Annotated in this window: 13 protein-coding genes; 12 read left to right on the plus strand and 1 reads right to left on the minus strand. The window is 64.0% G+C overall.

Features of this window, described 5'->3' with window-relative positions; translation table 11 throughout:
• The 12 genes from DM807_RS01070 to DM807_RS01125 form a co-directional block, all read left to right on the plus strand.
• Positions 1-1,281, plus strand: a 1,281-nt coding sequence (locus tag DM807_RS01070; RefSeq protein ID WP_179026965.1) for a TolC family outer membrane protein, incomplete at its 5' end; no start/stop codon positions are given.
• Positions 1,278-3,446, plus strand: coding sequence for a type I secretion system permease/ATPase (locus DM807_RS01075; RefSeq protein ID WP_012270552.1), 2,169 nt, complete (start codon positions 1,278-1,280; stop codon positions 3,444-3,446). The genes DM807_RS01070 and DM807_RS01075, both read left to right, overlap by 4 nt.
• Positions 3,443-4,627: an HlyD family type I secretion periplasmic adaptor subunit gene (locus DM807_RS01080; RefSeq protein WP_060493619.1), complete on the plus strand. Its 1,185-nt coding sequence runs from the start codon at positions 3,443-3,445 to the stop codon at positions 4,625-4,627. The genes DM807_RS01075 and DM807_RS01080 overlap by 4 nt, the downstream gene beginning before the upstream one ends.
• A gap of 140 nt (positions 4,628-4,767) precedes the next feature.
• Positions 4,768-5,667, plus strand: coding sequence for a chemotaxis protein (locus tag DM807_RS01085; RefSeq protein WP_012270550.1), 900 nt, complete (start codon positions 4,768-4,770; stop codon positions 5,665-5,667).
• 88 nt (positions 5,668-5,755) lie between these two features.
• Positions 5,756-6,067, plus strand: coding sequence for a hypothetical protein (locus DM807_RS01090; protein WP_060493620.1), 312 nt, complete (start codon positions 5,756-5,758; stop codon positions 6,065-6,067).
• Positions 6,064-6,798, plus strand: a complete 735-nt coding sequence (locus DM807_RS01095; RefSeq protein ID WP_060493621.1) for a YkgJ family cysteine cluster protein — start codon at positions 6,064-6,066, stop codon at positions 6,796-6,798. The genes DM807_RS01090 and DM807_RS01095 overlap by 4 nt, the downstream gene beginning before the upstream one ends.
• Positions 6,799-7,066: 268 nt before the next feature.
• Positions 7,067-8,230 carry an efflux RND transporter periplasmic adaptor subunit gene (locus tag DM807_RS01100; protein WP_012270547.1) on the plus strand — a complete coding sequence of 388 codons (1,164 nt, stop codon included), beginning with the start codon at positions 7,067-7,069 and terminating at the stop codon, positions 8,228-8,230.
• On the plus strand, positions 8,227-11,319 hold the full coding sequence (locus tag DM807_RS01105) for a multidrug efflux RND transporter permease subunit (RefSeq protein WP_179026966.1): 3,093 nt from the start codon (positions 8,227-8,229) through the stop codon (positions 11,317-11,319). The genes DM807_RS01100 and DM807_RS01105 overlap by 4 nt, the downstream gene beginning before the upstream one ends.
• Positions 11,320-11,328: 9 nt before the next feature.
• Positions 11,329-12,003 carry a heavy metal response regulator transcription factor gene (locus tag DM807_RS01110; RefSeq protein WP_012270545.1) on the plus strand — a complete coding sequence of 225 codons (675 nt, stop codon included), beginning with the start codon at positions 11,329-11,331 and terminating at the stop codon, positions 12,001-12,003.
• Entirely contained in the window at positions 11,978-13,375 is a 1,398-nt protein-coding gene (locus tag DM807_RS01115) for a heavy metal sensor histidine kinase (protein ID WP_069943253.1), read from the plus strand. The genes DM807_RS01110 and DM807_RS01115 overlap by 26 nt, the downstream gene beginning before the upstream one ends.
• Positions 13,376-13,531: 156 nt before the next feature.
• Positions 13,532-13,756, plus strand: coding sequence for a hypothetical protein (locus tag DM807_RS01120; RefSeq protein ID WP_012270543.1), 225 nt, complete (start codon positions 13,532-13,534; stop codon positions 13,754-13,756).
• 205 nt (positions 13,757-13,961) lie between these two features.
• Positions 13,962-15,296, plus strand: a complete 1,335-nt coding sequence (locus DM807_RS01125) for an OprD family porin (RefSeq protein ID WP_179026967.1) — start codon at positions 13,962-13,964, stop codon at positions 15,294-15,296.
• A gap of 130 nt (positions 15,297-15,426) precedes the next feature.
• Here the strand turns inward: DM807_RS01125 and DM807_RS01130 are convergent, their stop codons facing one another.
• Positions 15,427-16,362: an IS110 family transposase gene (locus tag DM807_RS01130; RefSeq protein ID WP_179026968.1), complete on the minus strand. Its 936-nt coding sequence runs from the start codon at positions 16,360-16,362 to the stop codon at positions 15,427-15,429.
• Between the last annotated feature and the right edge of the window lie 217 nt (positions 16,363-16,579).

Consider the following 16,579-nt stretch of genomic DNA (forward strand, 5'->3'; position numbering starts at 1 on the left):
GCCCGCCCGCCCATCGGCATGGCCCCGGTCGCCAGCGGCGAGCGCCTGGGGCTGACCGATGCGGTGCTGCAGGCCGCACAGTGGCACCCAAGCATCGCCGAGGCCGTCGGCAACCTGTACAAGCAGGGCGAAGGCATCAACGTCGCCCGCGCCGGGTACTACCCGCAAATTTCCGGCGGTATCCGCACCGGTTATGACACCGGCTACGGCGGCGACCGCAACAGCCAGGCCTTGAACCTGTCGCTCAAGCAAATGCTCTATGACTTCGGCAAGGTCGACAGCGCCGTCAGCGCGGCCCAGGCCGCCGCCGCTCGCGCCCAGGCCAATATCCTGCTGGTGGTCGACGAACTGGCTCGCGACACCGCCTATGCCTGGATCGAAACCCGCCGCTACGAGCAGCTGATGACCATCGCCCGCGACCAGGTTCGCGGGGTTGGCGACATTGCCGGCATGGCCCGCCAGCGCAGCGACATGGGCGCCAGCACCCGTTCCGACGTGGTGCAGGCCGAATCTCGTGTGGAAAGCGCCCGCGCCACGCTCGAGGAGTACCAGTCGCAGTACGAGCGCTGGCGCTCGACCCTGGCGGCGCTGATGGGGCGTGTTACCCCACCAGCTCTGACCGAGGATTCACCCGCCGAGCTGAACCAGGCCTGCAAGCGCCCCGCGCAGGGCGATGACCGCCTGCCTGCGGTGCTGATGGCCCTGGCCCAGCGCGCCCAAGGCCAGGCCGAGCTGGCCCAGGCCAAGGCGGAAGCCTACCCGACGGTGTCGTTGCAACCGCAGGTCAACCATTACCTGGACAACGACTACAACCGCGACAACTCACGCATGGACCGCACCCAGGCGGGCATCTACCTCAACGTCGAAGTGCCCATTTACCAGGGCGGTGCCATCAGTGCCCGCACCCGCGCTGCCGGCCATGCGCTGACCGCCGCCGATTCCGCCGAAGATGCGGCACGCCTGCAGGCGCGTCGGGGCCTGGCCGAGGCCATGGCGCAAACCTCCGGGCTGGGCCGCCGGCTGACGTCGCTGGAAGCGCGCCAGGTCAGCATCCAGGAAGCACGCATGCTTTACGGCCGCCAATACCTGGACCTGGGCACGCGGCCACTGCTCGACCTGCTCAACGCCGAGCAGGAGATCTACCAGTCACGCTTCGAACTTGCCGGCACCCGCTCCGACCTGCTGCGCCTGGATGTCGACTGCCTGTACAACACCGGCGCCCTGCGCACGGCCTTTGGCCTTGAGGGGCGCAACCTGCAAGGTGTGGAGATCCAGCCATGAGCGATCCGATCAATGTAACCCTGCCCAACCAGGCGCCTGCCCCAGCGGCCGAAGAAGCTCATCGGCCAGACCTTGGGCCGTGGCTGGAAGTGATGCTTCAGGTCGCACACCACTACCGCCTGGACGTGTCGCCCCAGCGCATTCGCCTGGCCGCCGTGGAGGATGCTCGCCCACTGGACGAAATCCTCCGGCACATGGCCCGTCAGGCCGGGCTGGCCCTGCGCTTCGTGCGCTTCGATGCCAAGGGCCTGCGGCAATGGCGCACGCCACTGGTGCTGGAGCTGGACGATGGCCAGCTGGCAGTGGTCGAGTCGGTGACCGAAGAGGACGACGTGGCGGTGGTATTCGCCGGCGACCAGGGCCTGACCTCGCGCCTGCCACGCGACACCCTCAAGGGCCGCATCAACCGCGTTGCCCTGCTGCGCCCGGCAAGGCCGCTGCGTGACGTGCGCACCGACGACTACACCGCGCCCTACGACCGCCACTGGTTCGCCCGCATCGTGCTGCGCGACCTGCGCCCCTATGGCCAGGTGATGGTCGCCTCGCTGGTGGCCAACGTGCTGGCGCTGGCCGGGGTGCTGTTCTCGATGCAGGTGTACGACCGGGTGATCCCGGCCGAATCCCTGCCAACCCTTTACGTGCTGTTTGGCGGCGTGGTGCTGGCACTGGTGTTCGACTTCAGCATGCGCCTGCTGCGGCTGAAGGTGACCGACCTGCTCGGCAAACGCGCCGACTTGCGGGTAAGCGACCTGGTCTACGGGCATGCCCTGCGCCTGCGCAACTCGGTGCGGCCGAAATCCACTGGCTCGTTCATCTCGCAACTGCGCGAGCTGGAGTCGATCCGCGATCTGATCACCTCAAGCACCGCCACGGCGCTGGCCGATCTGCCGTTCTTTCTGCTGTTCCTGTTGGTGTTCTGGCTGATCGGCGGCGTGCTGGTGTTCATCCCACTGGTCGCGTTGCTGGCCATGGTCCTGCCTGGGTTGCTCGCGCAACGGCGCCTGGCACGGCTGGCCAATGCCTCGATGCGCGAGTCGGCGCTGCGCAACGCCATGCTGGTAGAGAGCATCCAGGGCCTGGACGAGATCAAGGCACTGCAGGCCGAGGCACGCTTCGAGCGGCAGTGGAACCAGTACAACGCGGCTTGCGCGCACACCAACCTGCGCCTGCGCACCCTCACCAACGGCCTGGTGACCTGGACGCAGAACGTGCAGGGCGCGGTGTTCGCCGTGGTCATCGTGATCGGTGCACCCATGGTCATCGCCGGCGACCTCACGACCGGTAGCCTGGTGGCGGCGTCGATGCTGTCGTCGCGGATGATGGCCCCGCTGGCGCAACTGACCCATGTGCTGACCCGCTGGCAGCAAGCCAAGGTAGCCCTCCAGGGCCTGGACAAGCTGATGCAGTCGCCGGTCGACCACCCCGAAGGCGAAGCCCGCGTGCACCTGCCGGCCATCCGTGGCGAGTACCGCTTGCGCCAGGCCAACTTCCGCTACAGCGAAGAGTCCCCACCGGTACTGAACATCGGCCAGCTGGATATCCAGCCGGGCGAGCGCATTGCCGTGCTTGGGCGCAACGGTGCTGGCAAATCGACCTTGCTGCAAGCCTTGGGCGGGGCCATGGACCTGGTACAAGGCGAGATCAGCCTGGACGGCATCGCCATGGCCCACCTCGACCCTGCCGACCTACGCCGTGATGTGGGCCTGCTGCCGCAATACGCGCGGCTGTTCCACGGCACCCTGCGGGAAAACCTCACCCTCGGCGCCGGCCAGGCCAGCGACCAGGAACTGGTGGCCGCGCTGGCCGCCACCGGCGCGCTGGACTTCGTCCGCCGTCTGCCCAAGGGCATGGACCACCTGATCCTCGAAGGCGGCCTGGGCTTGTCCGGCGGCCAACGCCAGGCCCTGGTGCTGTCGCGCCTGCTGGTGCGCCAGCCGCAGGTGCTGCTGCTGGACGAGCCGACCGCGTCGCTGGACGACATGACCGAGCGCAAGCTGCTGGATAACCTCGAACGCTTCTGCCAGGGCCGCACCCTGGTGATCGCCACCCACCGTCTGAGCGTGCTGCAACGGGTCGACCGCATTCTGGTGCTGGATGCCGGGCGCATCGTCATCGACGACGCGCGCGACGCCGCCCTGGCCAAACTGCAAGGAGCCCAGGCATGAGCAACCATGAGCTTCCGGCCTCCTACCTGGACGGGCAGGACGATCAGGCGGTATTCCGCGCCGGCCGCATCATCACCCTTTGCGCGCTGATGCTGGCGGCGTTCCTGGCCTGGGCGGCCTGGTTCGAGGTGACCGAAGTGTCCACCGGTACCGGCAAGGTCATCCCCAGTTCGCGCGAGCAGGTGATCCAGTCATTCGAGGGCGGCATCGTCGCGCAGATGAGCGTGGCCGAAGGCGACCTGGTCGAGCGCGGCCAGGTGCTGGCCCAGCTCGACCCGACCAAAACCGCTTCCAGCGTTGGCGAAAGCGAAGCCAAGTACCGTGCCGCCAAGGCGAGCCAGGCCCGCCTGCAGGCAGAAGTGACCGGCAAACCGCTGACCTTCCCGGAAAGCCTGCGCGACTCTCCCGACCTGATCGATGCCGAAACCGCCCTGTACCAGACCCGACGCCGTGGCCTGGAACAGACCCTGGCTGGCATTCAGGACTCGCTGCAACTGGTGCGCAGCGAGCTGCAGATCACCGAGAACCTGGCGAAGATGGGCGCCTCCAGCCGGGTCGAGGTGATCCGCCTGAACCGCCAGCGTTCAGAGCTCGAGCTCAAGGCCAACGAAGCCCGCTCCGACTACCTGGTACGTGCCCGGGAAGAACTGGCCAAGGCCAGCGCCGAAGCGGACAGCCTGTCGGAAGTGATCCGCGGGCGCAGCGACTCGCTCACCCGCCTGACCCTGCGCTCGCCGGTGCGCGGCATCGTCAAGGACATCGAAGTCAATACCTTGGGCGGCGTGGTGCAACCGGGCGGCCAGGTAATGAAAATCGTGCCGATGGACGAGCGCCTGTTGATCGAAACCCGCATCGCCCCGCGTGATATCGCCTTCATCCACCCCGACCAAGCGGCCAAGGTCAAGATCAGTGCCTATGACTACTCGGTGTATGGCGGGCTGGATGGCAAGGTGGTGGGGATTTCGCCGGATACCCTGCAGGATGAGGTGAAGCCGGAGATCTACTACTACCGCGTGTTCATCCGCACCGAGCAGGACAGCTTGCAGAACAAGGCCGGCAAGCATTTCGCGATCGTGCCGGGGATGATTGCCACGGTGGATATCCGCACCGGTGAGAAGACCATCCTCGATTACCTGATCAAGCCGCTGAACCGGGCCAAGGAGGCCCTGCGCGAACGGTAGTGCATGCCTTGAGTTTTGTGTTGTTGGGGCGACCGAGCGCCGCCCCAACAACACAAAACTCAAGACAATCCCACCAACCCTAAAGCCCAACCCAAACAGGCCGATAACCGGTTATTCCCTGTTCCCCACCGAAGGTCACCATGGCCACTCAAAATGCCCGCGCGGACTCGCTGTCCCTGCTGCTGTTCACCCTGCGCAGCGGCAAGCTGATGGCAATCAACCTGCTCAAGGTCAGCGAGATCATTCCCTGCCCGTCTCTGACCAAGCTGCCCGAGTCGCACCCCCATGTGAAAGGTGTGGCAACCCTGCGCGGCCATTCGCTGTCGGTCATCGACCTGTCCCGCGCCATCGGTGAACAACCACTGGCCGACCCGCAGGGTGGCTGCCTGATCGTCACCGAGATCAGCCGCTCGCGCCAGGGCCTGCATGTGCAGGCGGTCAGCCGCATCGTGCATTGCCTGAGCACCGACATCAAACCGCCGCCCTATGCCTCGGGCAACCGCTCGTTCATCACCGGCGTGACCCGCGTCGACAACACCCTGGTGCAGGTGCTGGACATCGAGAAGGTCATTCACGCCATCGCCCCGCCCGTGGCGGAGCCTGCGCACGGCACCTTGAGCGAAGAAGACGCAAGCCTGCTGGCCGCCGCCAACATCCTGGTGGTGGACGACAGCCAGGTGGCCCTGCAGCAGTCGGTGCACACCCTTCGCAACCTGGGCATAGAGTGCCACACCGCACGCAGCGCCAAGGATGCCATCAACGTGCTGCTGGAGCTGCAGGGCACCGCGCAGGAGATCAACATCATCGTCTCCGATATCGAAATGAGCGAAATGGACGGCTACGCCTTCACCCGTACCCTGCGTGAAACACCCGACTTCCAGCACCTGTACGTGCTGCTGCACACCTCGCTGGACAGTGCCATGAGCAGCGAAAAGGCGACCCAGGCCGGGGCCAATGCCATCCTTACCAAGTTCTCTTCACCGGAACTGACCGATTGTCTGGTGGTGGCCGCGCGTACCGTGGTATTCGCCGAGCACTGATATATTCAGAGACAATCTCCCCGGCTTGCCGTCGGGGGTGAGTCGGGCATAATTTGCGCCCTTCGCAAGAAAATTGCCGGAATCACGTATGAAGTTTTTCAGCGCCATCCTGATCAGCTGTGCCCTCTTCAGCGGTATTGCCCAGGCCTCAAGCAGCCAGGCCTGGAACGAGCAGCGCCAGCAGATGCTAAAAGCCTGCTTGGCCGCCAGCCAGTTCAAGGACGCCCACGCCCGCGGCAAGCCCGCCGAGTTCGATGACCAGGTGGCCATGAGTGCCCTGCTCATTGAAGGCGTGTACCCGCAAAAGCACATGCAGAAGCGCACCGGCACCGAACTGTGCCTGTACGACCGCCAGCACCAGCGTGCCTTCGTCAGCGAATGGAGCCCGGAAGCCAAGTGACCGACAGCTTGCGTTTCGGCTGTACCGGCTGCGGCAAATGCTGCACCGGGCACCATGTACCTTTGACCCTGGCCGAAGCGCGCCGCTGGGCGCAGGATGCAGGCCAGGTGATCGTGCTGATCGAAGCCTTCGTGACCGACGGCCCCGGTATGCCGCTGGAGCAGCGTGATCATGTGCTGCGCCGTTCCCATCCGGTGCAGTGCGGCGACGGCGAGGCACGCGTTTCGGTGACCTTTGCCGCATTCAACCCTGGGCGTTGCCGCAACCTCGACGACAACGACCTGTGCACCATCTATGACCAACGCCCGCTGGTCTGTCGCATCTATCCGGTGGAAATCAACCCCCATATTCCGCTACGCCCGGACACCAAGGACTGCCCGCCGGAGGCCTGGCAACAGGGCCCGGAGCTGATCCATGGCACGCAGTTGGTCGACGCCGAGCTAAAGGCGCTGGTACAAGCCTCGCGCCAGGCCGACCGCGACGACATTGCCATCAAGGTGGCGGTGTGCCAGGCACTGGGCATGACGACCAGTGCGCTCAAGGGCAATGGGTTTACCGCGTACCTGCCAGACATGGGGGCGTTTGCCACGGCCCTGGCGCAGGTGCAGGGAGATGACGCCGCGCAGTGGACCTTGCATGTGCAGGATGAAGCGCTGACGGGGAGCTTGCAGGGGCTTGGTTTGCGCACGACCAACGAAACCCCGCTGTACTACGCCTTTATCGGTTTCTAGCCAAGACGCACGCCCCCCTTGTAGGAGCGGCCTTGTGTCGCGATCGGGCTGCGAAGCAGCCCCCGGATTTCGGCGTTACCCCATAGATTGCCGGGGCCGCTTCGCGGCCCGATCGCGACACAAGGCCGCTCCTACACGGAATCGTATTCTGCGGCAGGCGAAACTGACAGCGCTGTCAGCCAGCGGTCACGCTGCCGACCCGGTTGGGGGGCTATAAGATTGAGTACCGACAACCGTTCCCTCCTACCTGGTCAAGGTGCCCGCACCGATGCGACGTCCGTCCCGCTCAGTCATCCTCGCCGCCTTGGCGCTTCTGGTCCTGGTGGTAGCGGGCATCTGGTTCGGCCAGCGCCAACCCGAACCGGCCGCCCGCGCACAAACCGCCATCCCTGTGCGCGTTGTCAGCGTTGCCCAGCAAGACGTGCCGCGCTATGCCAGCGCCATCGGCTCGGTGCTGTCGTTGCACAGCGTCGAGGTCAGGCCGCAAGTCGAGGGGATACTCACGCAAGTACTGGTCAAGGAAGGTCAGTGGGTCAAGGAGGGCGACCTGCTCGCCACCCTCGATGATCGCAGCATCCGCGCCAGCCTCGACCAGGCCCGCGCCCAGCTCGGCCAAAGCCAGGCTCAGATCCAGGTGGCCGGCGTCGACCTCAAGCGCTACCGCCTGCTCAGCAGCGATGACGGCGTGTCCAAGCAGACCCTTGACCAGCAACAGGCGCTGGTCAACCAGTTGCAGGCCACGGTCAAGGGCAACCAGGCCGCCATCGCCAACGCCGAGGTGCAACTCTCCTACACGCAGATCCGCTCGCCGGTCACCGGGCGCGTCGGCATCCGCAACGTCGACCCTGGCAACCTGGTGCGCACCAGCGATACCCAAGGGCTGTTCAGCGTCACCCAGATCGACCCGATCGCCGTCGAATTCGCCCTGCCACAGCAAATGCTGCCAACCCTGCAGAGCCTGCTGAAGGCGCCAACCCCGGCGCTGGTGCAGGCCTATATGGACGCCGATGGCGAACGCAGCCTGCTCGGCGAAGGCCATCTGGCACTGATCGACAACCAGATTTCCGCCACCACCGGCACCGTGCGGGTAAAAGCCGAGTTCGACAACAAGGACGGCCGCCTGTGGCCAGGCCAGTTGGTCACCATTCGCCTGCGCACAGCTGTGGAAGAAAACGCCCTGGTGGTGCCGCCGCCCGTGGTGCAACGCGGCGTCGACGGGCACTTCGTCTACCGCCTGGACGGCGACAAGGTCACCAGCGTGCCGGTCAAGGTGCTGTACCAGGACAGCGGGCTGAACATCATAGCCGGGGTCAAGCCGGGCGAGCGCCTGGTGCTCGATGGCCAGTCGCGGCTCAAGCCGGGCTCACGGGTCGAGATCACCCATGACGCCCCCGTGCCGTCGGAAATGGCGGATCGCCGGAGCCAGCCATGAACACGCGCAACGGTGTTTCGGCCTGGTGCATCGACCATCCCATCGCCACCTTGCTGCTGACCTTCGCCCTGGTGCTGCTGGGGGCCATCGCCTTCCCGCGCCTGCCGGTGGCGCCACTGCCCGAGGCAGACTTCCCGACCATCCAGGTCACGGCCCAACTGCCCGGCGCCAGCCCGGAAACCATGGCCTCGTCGGTCGCCACGCCCCTGGAAGTGCAGTTCAGCGCCATCCCCGGCATGACCCAGATGACCAGCAGCAGTGCGCTGGGCTCGACCACCCTGATCTTGCAGTTCACCCTGGACAAGAACATCGACACTGCCGCCCAGGAAGTACAGGCAGCGATCAACACCGCCACTGCGCGCCTGCCGCAAGACCTGCCCAACCCGCCGACCTGGCGCAAGGTCAACCCAGCCGACAGCCCGGTGCTGGTAATGACGGTCAGTTCCGACCAAATGCCCGGCAACGAGCTCAGCGACTACGCCGAAACCCTGCTGGCCCGCCAACTGAGCCAGATCGAAGGGGTGGGCCTGATCAACATCACCGGCCAATTACGCCCGGCCATCCGCGTGCAGGCGCAGCCCGAAAAACTGGCCGCCATCGGCCTGACCCTGGCCGACCTGCGCCAGGCCATCCAGCAAACCAGCCTGAACCTGGCCAAGGGCGCGCTGTACGGCGAGCACAGCGTGTCGACCATCGCCGCCAACGACCAGCTGTTCCACCCCGAGGACTACGCGCAACTGATCGTCTCGTACCGCGACGGCGCCCCCGTGCACCTGAAGGACGTGGCCAAGGTGATCAACGGCGCCGAAAACGCCTATGTCAAAGCCTGGTCCGGCGACCAGCCGGGGCTGAACCTGGTGATCTTCCGCCAGCCTGGGGCCAACATCGTCGATACCGTGGACCGGGTACTGGCCGCCCTGCCCAAGCTGCAAGAGATGCTGCCGGCCTCGGTCGAGGTGTCGGTGCTGCAGGACCGCACCCAGACCATTCGCGCCTCGCTGCACGAAGTGGAGCTGACCCTGATGATCGCAGTGGCCCTGGTGATCGGGGTCATGGCGCTGTTCCTGCGCCAGTGGTCGGCGACAATGGTGGTGTCCAGCGTGCTCGGTGTATCGCTGATCGCCAGCTGCGCGCTGATGTACGTACTGGGTTTCAGCCTGAACAACCTCACCCTGGTGGCCATCGTCATCTCGGTGGGCTTCGTGGTGGATGATGCCATCGTGGTGGTGGAGAACATCCATCGCCACCTGGAGGCCGGCGACGACAGCCGCACGGCGGCGCTCAAGGGCGCTGGGGAAATCGGCTTTACCGTGGTGTCGATCAGTTTCTCGCTGATTGCCGCGTTCATCCCGCTGCTGTTCATGGGCGGTGTGGTCGGCAGGCTGTTCAAGGAATTCGCCCTCACTGCCACCGCCACCATTTTGATTTCGGTGGTGGTCTCGTTGACCTTGGCGCCAACCCTGTGCGCACTGTTCATGCGCCGCCCGCCCGGCGAGCACAAGGGCGGGTTTGGCGAGCGCCTGGTCAAGTGGTATGAAAAAGGCTTGAACCGGGCCCTCGCCCACCAGCGCCTGACCCTCGGTGTATTCGGTGTGACCCTGGCGCTGGCGGTGGCAGGTTACGTGGGTATCCCCAAGGGCTTCTTCCCCCTGCAGGACACCGGCTTCATCCTGGGCACCAGCGAAGCGGCGGCGGATGTGTCATACCCGTCGATGATCGAGAAGCACCAGGCACTGGCCAAAATCATCGGCGCAGACCCTGCGGTGCGTGCGTTCTCCCATTCGGTGGGCGTTACCGGCAGCAACCAGACCATCGCCAACGGCCGCTTCTGGATCGCCCTCAAGCCGCGCGGCGAACGCGATGTCTCGGCCAGCGAACTGATCGACCGGCTGCGGCCCAAGCTAGCCCAGGTACCGGGCATCGTGCTGTACATGCGCGCCGGTCAGGACATCAACCTCAGCTCCGGGCCCTCGCGCACCCAGTACCAGTATGTGCTCAAGAGCAACGATGGCGACGCGCTTAACCTGTGGACCCAGCGCCTGACCGACCGCCTGCGGGAAAACCCGGCGTTCCGCGACTTGTCCAATGACCTGCAGTTGGGCGCCAGTGTCACCCGCATCGATATCGACCGCCAGGCCGCAGCACGTTTCGGCCTGACCACCACCGACGTCGACCAGGCCCTGTACGACGCCTTCGGCCAGCGGCAGATCAGCGAATTCCAGACCGAGACCAACCAGTACAAGGTGATCCTGGAACTGGACGCGCGCCAGCGCGGCAAGGCCGAAAGCCTCAACTACTTCTACCTGCGCTCGCCGCTGACCAACCAAATGGTGCCACTGTCGGCCGTGGCCCACGTGGCGCCACCCAGCACCGGCCCGCTGTCGATCAGCCACGATGGCCTGTTCCCGGCCGCCAACCTGTCGTTCAACCTGGCGCCCGGCGTGGCCCTGGGCGATGCGGTGAGCATCCTTGATCGCACCCAGCGCGAACTGGGCATGCCGGACTCGATCAGCGGCAACTTCCAGGGCGCGGCGCAGGCATTTCAAAGCTCGCTGTCGAGCCAGCCGTGGCTGATTCTGGCGGCACTGGTGGCGGTGTACATCATTCTCGGTGTGCTGTACGAAAGCTTCGTCCACCCGCTGACGATCATCTCCACCCTGCCCTCGGCCGGCCTGGGTGCGCTGATTTTGCTGTGGGCCATGGGCCAGGACTTCAGCATCATGGGGCTGATTGGAGTGGTGCTGCTGATCGGTATCGTCAAGAAAAACGGCATCCTGCTGATCGACTTCGCCCTCGAAGCGCAGCGCCATCACGGCCTGACACCTGAACAGGCGATTCACCAGGCGTGCCTGACGCGCTTCCGGCCGATCATCATGACCACCCTGGCAGCCTTGCTCGGCGCCGTGCCGCTGATGTTCGGTTTTGGTACTGGGGCCGAGCTGCGCCAACCGCTGGGCATTGCGGTGGTCGGCGGCCTGCTGGTGAGCCAGGCGCTGACGCTGTTCACCACCCCGGTCATATACTTGGCCCTGGAGCGCCTGTTCCACCGCCGCCAGGCTGCCCGAACGGCAGCGCCAAGTGCCAGTTAGGACAAGACCATGCGTGTGCTGATCATCGAAGACGAAGAAAAAACCGCCGACTACCTGCATCGCGGCCTGAGCGAACAGGGCTTTACCGTGGACCTGGCGCGGGACGGCATCGATGGCCTGCACCTGGCCCTGGAGGGTGACTACGCGGTAATCGTGCTGGATGTGATGCTGCCAGGCCTGGACGGTTATGGCGTGCTGCGCGCCTTGCGCGCTCGCAAGCAAACGCCGGTGATCATGCTGACCGCCCGCGAGCGTGTCGAAGACCGCATCCATGGGCTGCGTGAGGGCGCTGACGATTACCTGGGCAAGCCGTTCTCGTTCCTCGAACTGGTCGCCCGCCTGCAGGCCCTGACCCGGCGCAGCAGCAGCCACGAACCGCTGCAGGTGCAGGTGGCAGACCTGTGGATCGACCTGATGGCGCGCAAGGCCACTCGCGCCGGTCAACGCCTGGACCTGACGGCCAAGGAGTTCTCGTTATTGAGCGTGCTGGCCCGGCGGCAGGGTGAAATCCTGTCGAAGACGGCGATTGCCGAGCTGGTCTGGGACATCAACTTCGACAGCGATGCCAACGTCGTGGAAGTGGCGATCAAGCGCCTGCGCGCGAAACTCGACGGGCCTTTCGACAACAAGTTGCTGCACACCATCCGAGGCATGGGCTATGTCCTGGAAAACCGTGCGGGGTAACTCCATCGCGCTGCGCCTGTCGGCGTTGTTCATCCTGGTGGCGCTGGGTGTGTTCGTGCTGATCGGCTCGGCGCTGTACCGCCAGGTCGATCGCAGCCTCGACTTGCTGCCACAGGCGGAGCTGGATGCGCGCTTCAGCGTGCTCGAATCCACCCTCAACCGCTATGGCACACCCGACCACTGGGCCAAGATCAACAACAAGCTCAACCTGCTTAGCGAAGAGGACAAGCGCATTCGCTTCTGGGTGGTCAGCAGCAACCCGGCCTATGAATACGGCCACCCCAGCGAGCTGGTGCGTGCCTTCGCCGAAGGGCCGCAAGGCATGCGCGACCTGCGTCTGCCTGACCGGCCCTACCCGTACAAAGTACTGGTCAGCGAACTGCCGGCGCTGGGCGAACGGCCGGCGTTGCGTTTTCTGATCGGCATTGACACCGAAACCTTCTGGCAGGCACAGCACAGCCTGCTGGTGGCGATTGTCGGGCTGGCCGTGCTTGGCGTGCTGCTGGCTTCAGTGCTGGGCTACTGGGTGGCGCGCATTGGCCTGCGGCCGCTGCTGGCGTTGTCCAACGAGGCCCAGGCACTGGCGCCACCTCGCCTGGACGGGCGCTTGCAGACCCACGCGCTGGCCCCGGAGCTGGCGCAGTTTGCCGGCGCCTTCAACGCTGCGCTCGACCGCGTCAGCCAGGCCTATTCGCGGCTGGAAGCGTTCAACGCCGACGTAGCCCACGAACTGCGTTCGCCGCTGACCAACCTGATCGGCCAGACCCAGGTGGCGCTGACCCGTGGCCGCAGCGCCGAGCACTACTTCGAAGTGCTGCAATCGAACCTGGAAGAGCTGGAGCGCCTGCGCAGCATCATCAACGACATGCTGTTCCTGGCCAGCGCCGATCAAGGCAGCAAGGCCACCGCCCTGACCCAGGCCTCGCTGGCCGAGGAAGTAGCGACCACCCTCGACTACCTGGATTACATCCTCGAAGACGCGCAGGTCAGCGTGAGCGTGACCGGCGACGCCCAGGCGCCGATTGAAAAAGCCCAGCTGCGCCGGGCGCTGATCAACCTGCTGAACAACGCCGTGCAGCACACCGCACCACACCAGGTGATCCAGGTGCGGATCGATGCCGGGCCGGAACAGGTCAGCATTGCCGTGAGTAACCCGGGGCCGGCAATTGATGATGAGCACCTGCCGTTACTGTTCGAACGTTTCTACCGGGTGGATGCTGCACGCAGCAACAGTGGTGGTGGCAACCATGGGTTGGGCTTGGCGATCGTCAAGGCGATCGCGCTGATGCATGGTGGGGAGGTGTTTGTACGCAGTGCAGCGGGGGCCAATACCTTCGGTATCCAGTTACCCACCCACAGGGACCGCGTCTAGGACGGGGGTTTGCGGCGAAAGTACTATTGCTTTCTCATGGATCGTTACCTTTTGCGCAACAGTGCTTATCGCACTTCGCTCTGTTTCAAGTGCATTGAAAGGGCTAACTTTACCCCCGTCCTCATTAGCACTTGCACCGCAAGAAGGTAGTTTCAAATGTCCAACAGTATGGGTATTGCCAGCGTCTTCGTCCTGTCTTCCCTGTTGTTGTCGCCCCTGGCCATGGCCGAAGAATCCCAGGCTTTCGTCGCCCGTAATGCTGAGTTCGCCGCTGTCCATCAAGAGGCCCGCGATGCGGTAGCCGCAAATAAGGCAGACGCCGCCAAAGACGCAAAACAGACAGCTTCCAAAGTTTCTGTCGATGCCAATGCCGACAGCTGATCACGCGCTGTCACTGCTCCCGTTTTCCCTTGGCTACGCCATGGGCACCACCGGTGCCGATATGTTAGCCTTTTAAAGCCGCTGCCAATCAGCGGCTTTTTTTATGTGCTTTAACTCTCAGCCCGGCTGTAACGTCACCCTATAAAAAAGACGCACATTCAAAAATAAAAACTGCCCCACCGTCAGACCAAAGGAGCTAGTACCGGTGCCTTCCGCGTTTCGTTTTACCCCGCTTTTCATTGCGTTGACTGCAACGATCCCTTTCGCCGCCCAGGCAGATGAAGACAAGGCTGATGGCTTCATCGAAGGGTCGTCCTTCAACCTGCATTTTCGTAATGCCTACTTCAACCGCGACAACCACAATGCTGGCGTGCGCGACACCCGCGAATGGGGCCAGGGCGCGGTTGCGCGCTTCGAGTCGGGTTACACCCCCGGTGTCATCGGCTTTGGCCTGGACGCCCATGCCATGTTGGGCCTGAAGCTCGACGGCGGTGGCGGCCATGCCGGCACCAGCATCCTGCCTGAGCACATCAAGGACGACGGCGAACTGGGGGCTGCCCCGCACTCGTTCTCCACGGCTGGCGCTGCAGTCAAGCTCAAGGCCTTCGACACCGAACTGAAAGCTGGTGACCTGTTCCTCACCAACCCGGTGATCGCCGGCGGCGAAACCCGCATGCTGCCGCAAACCTTCCGTGGTGTGAGCCTGACCAACACCAGCATCGACGGCCTGCTGCTCGAAGGCGGCCAGGTGAGCTTCACCCACCCCTACAACCAGAGCGGCCACCGCCGCATCGACACCTACTACGGGTCGCTGGACGAGCACGACAAGAGCAAGCACCTGAACTGGGCCGGCGCATCGTGGAGCGGTACCGAGAACATCACCGCCAACCTGTACGCCGCCGAGCTGAAGGACATCTGGAACCAGTACTACGCTGACTTCGACTACACCTACGTGGTCAACGACCTGGTCAGCCTGAACCCGGGCGTGCACTTCTACCACACCCAGGACACCGGCCAGGCCCTGCTGGGCAAGATCGACAACAACACCTACAGCGTGCACTTCACCGTCAACGCCGGGTTCCACAGCATCACCGCCGCCTACCAGCGCGTGAACGGCAACACGCCGTTCGACTACATCAACCTGGGCGACAGCGTGTACCTGGACAACTCGCGCATGTACTCGGACTTCAACGCGCCGAACGAGCGCTCGTGGAAGCTGCAGTACGACTATGACTTCGCCGGTGTCGGCGTGCCAGGCCTGACCACTTCGCTGTCGTACTCGCGCGGTGAAGCCGACCTGACCAAGGCCGCCCAGGACACCACGCATTACGACTACTACCGGGAAGATGGCAAGAACGCCATGCACTGGGAACGCGACCTGGACGTGAAGTACGTGTTCCAGGCGGGTGACCTGAAGGACCTGTCGGTACTGGTGCGCTACGCCACCCACCGTGGCAGCCAGGGTTATGCGTCGATCGACAGCAACAGCGACAACGACGAAGTACGCGTGATCGTGGATTACCCGCTTAACGTGTTCTGATCGCCGTTTGTAAACAATACATATGACTCTGTGGGAGCAACTGTCTTCTTGTGGAAGCTGGCCTTGCTGGCGATGGGGCGCGTAGCGCCCTTGGCCCGGCTCTGCCGGGCATCGCCAGCATGGCTGACTCTTACGGATGGGCCACCTGCTCCTGCCAAGGTGTTCCGGCCTTTAGCATCGCATTCAGCCGTATGATCAAGACCCGCATGCACGCCACTATCGCCACCTTCGCGCATTTCCCCTCGGCCCGCAAAGCCGCATAGCGGGCTCCGAAGTCTTGGTTGTATCGGATGACGATCCAGCAGGCCATGTACAGCGCTCGCCTGACACGTGACCGGCCACCCCAGATCTCGCGCTTGCCCGCGTGTTTGCCGCTGTCTTGGTTGAACGGTGCAACACCCACCAGTGCCGCGATTTCCTTACGGTCCACCTGGCCCAACTCCGGCAGCAGAGCCACCAGCTTGGTTGCCGTGACCAAGCCAATGCCTTTGACCTCCAAGAGGCGTGGGACACGGTCGTCATTGAGCTTCACGGCCTGTTCAGCGATCTCGAGTTCGAGCGCTTTGATTTCACCTTTCAGGTAAACAATGTGGCGCTCCAGACGGAAGCAGACGCTGGTTGACTGGGCCTGCTTCAGCCGACGTTTGTCATCGTCACGTTGCTGGACGAAGCGATCCCGCTGCATCAGCAACTCGCGCAGCAAGGCCCGTTCAGGCGTCATTACCGTATACCGTTGAGGCGGCAGCACTTCGGCGAAGTGAGCCAGCACCGCAGCGTCGATGGGGTCGGTCTTGGCTTGTTTACCCATGGATTTGGCAAAGGCCCGGACGCGGCTGGGGTTTATCCGGTACGCCGGAAGACCAGCGTCATGTAGAGCCCGCAGGACGTTGCATTCGTAACCGCCGGTCGCTTCAAGGATGATTGCTGAAACCTGATACTCGCCGAGTTTTTCGACAAGCTGACTGAATCCGTTCAGGTCATTGGAAACATTGAAGTTCAAACCTTCGGGGCGGATGTGCACGGCAAGTGTGGTGCTGGAAACATCGATGCCGACAGAGGAAAACATGGCCAAACCCTCTTAGACTCAAGGAGTGAGAGCGCTTTGGCTTGGCCCACGCTTGTGGTTCGAGATTTGGCCCTCATCCAACTGTTCGGGCTCTCGCCAAAGTGGAACGGTGAATGGCAGCTTGTGCTCCCACACGTGCTCGAGGCACCTCGGGCTATCAACTTGCCATTCACCGCTCTCACCTTAGATTCTATTCCCTCCTCAAGACACAAGCGGG

The organism is Pseudomonas hunanensis, assembly GCF_013393325.1.
GTDB classification, from domain to species: Bacteria; Pseudomonadota; Gammaproteobacteria; order Pseudomonadales; family Pseudomonadaceae; genus Aquipseudomonas; species Aquipseudomonas putida_P.

Coding starts and splice junctions, on each gene's coding strand:
- DM807_RS01075 (WP_012270552.1), top strand. CDS start 1,278: ATGAGCGATCCGATCAATGTAACCCTGCCCAACCAGGCGCCTGCCCCA.
- DM807_RS01080 (WP_060493619.1), top strand. CDS start 3,443: ATGAGCAACCATGAGCTTCCGGCCTCCTACCTGGACGGGCAGGACGAT.
- DM807_RS01110 (WP_012270545.1), top strand. CDS start 11,329: ATGCGTGTGCTGATCATCGAAGACGAAGAAAAAACCGCCGACTACCTG.
- DM807_RS01120 (WP_012270543.1), top strand. CDS start 13,532: ATGTCCAACAGTATGGGTATTGCCAGCGTCTTCGTCCTGTCTTCCCTG.
- DM807_RS01115 (WP_069943253.1), top strand. CDS start 11,978: ATGTCCTGGAAAACCGTGCGGGGTAACTCCATCGCGCTGCGCCTGTCG.
- DM807_RS01105 (WP_179026966.1), top strand. CDS start 8,227: ATGAACACGCGCAACGGTGTTTCGGCCTGGTGCATCGACCATCCCATC.
- DM807_RS01130 (WP_179026968.1), bottom strand. CDS start 16,362: ATGTTTTCCTCTGTCGGCATCGATGTTTCCAGCACCACACTTGCCGTG.
- DM807_RS01100 (WP_012270547.1), top strand. CDS start 7,067: ATGCGACGTCCGTCCCGCTCAGTCATCCTCGCCGCCTTGGCGCTTCTG.
- DM807_RS01090 (WP_060493620.1), top strand. CDS start 5,756: ATGAAGTTTTTCAGCGCCATCCTGATCAGCTGTGCCCTCTTCAGCGGT.
- DM807_RS01085 (WP_012270550.1), top strand. CDS start 4,768: ATGGCCACTCAAAATGCCCGCGCGGACTCGCTGTCCCTGCTGCTGTTC.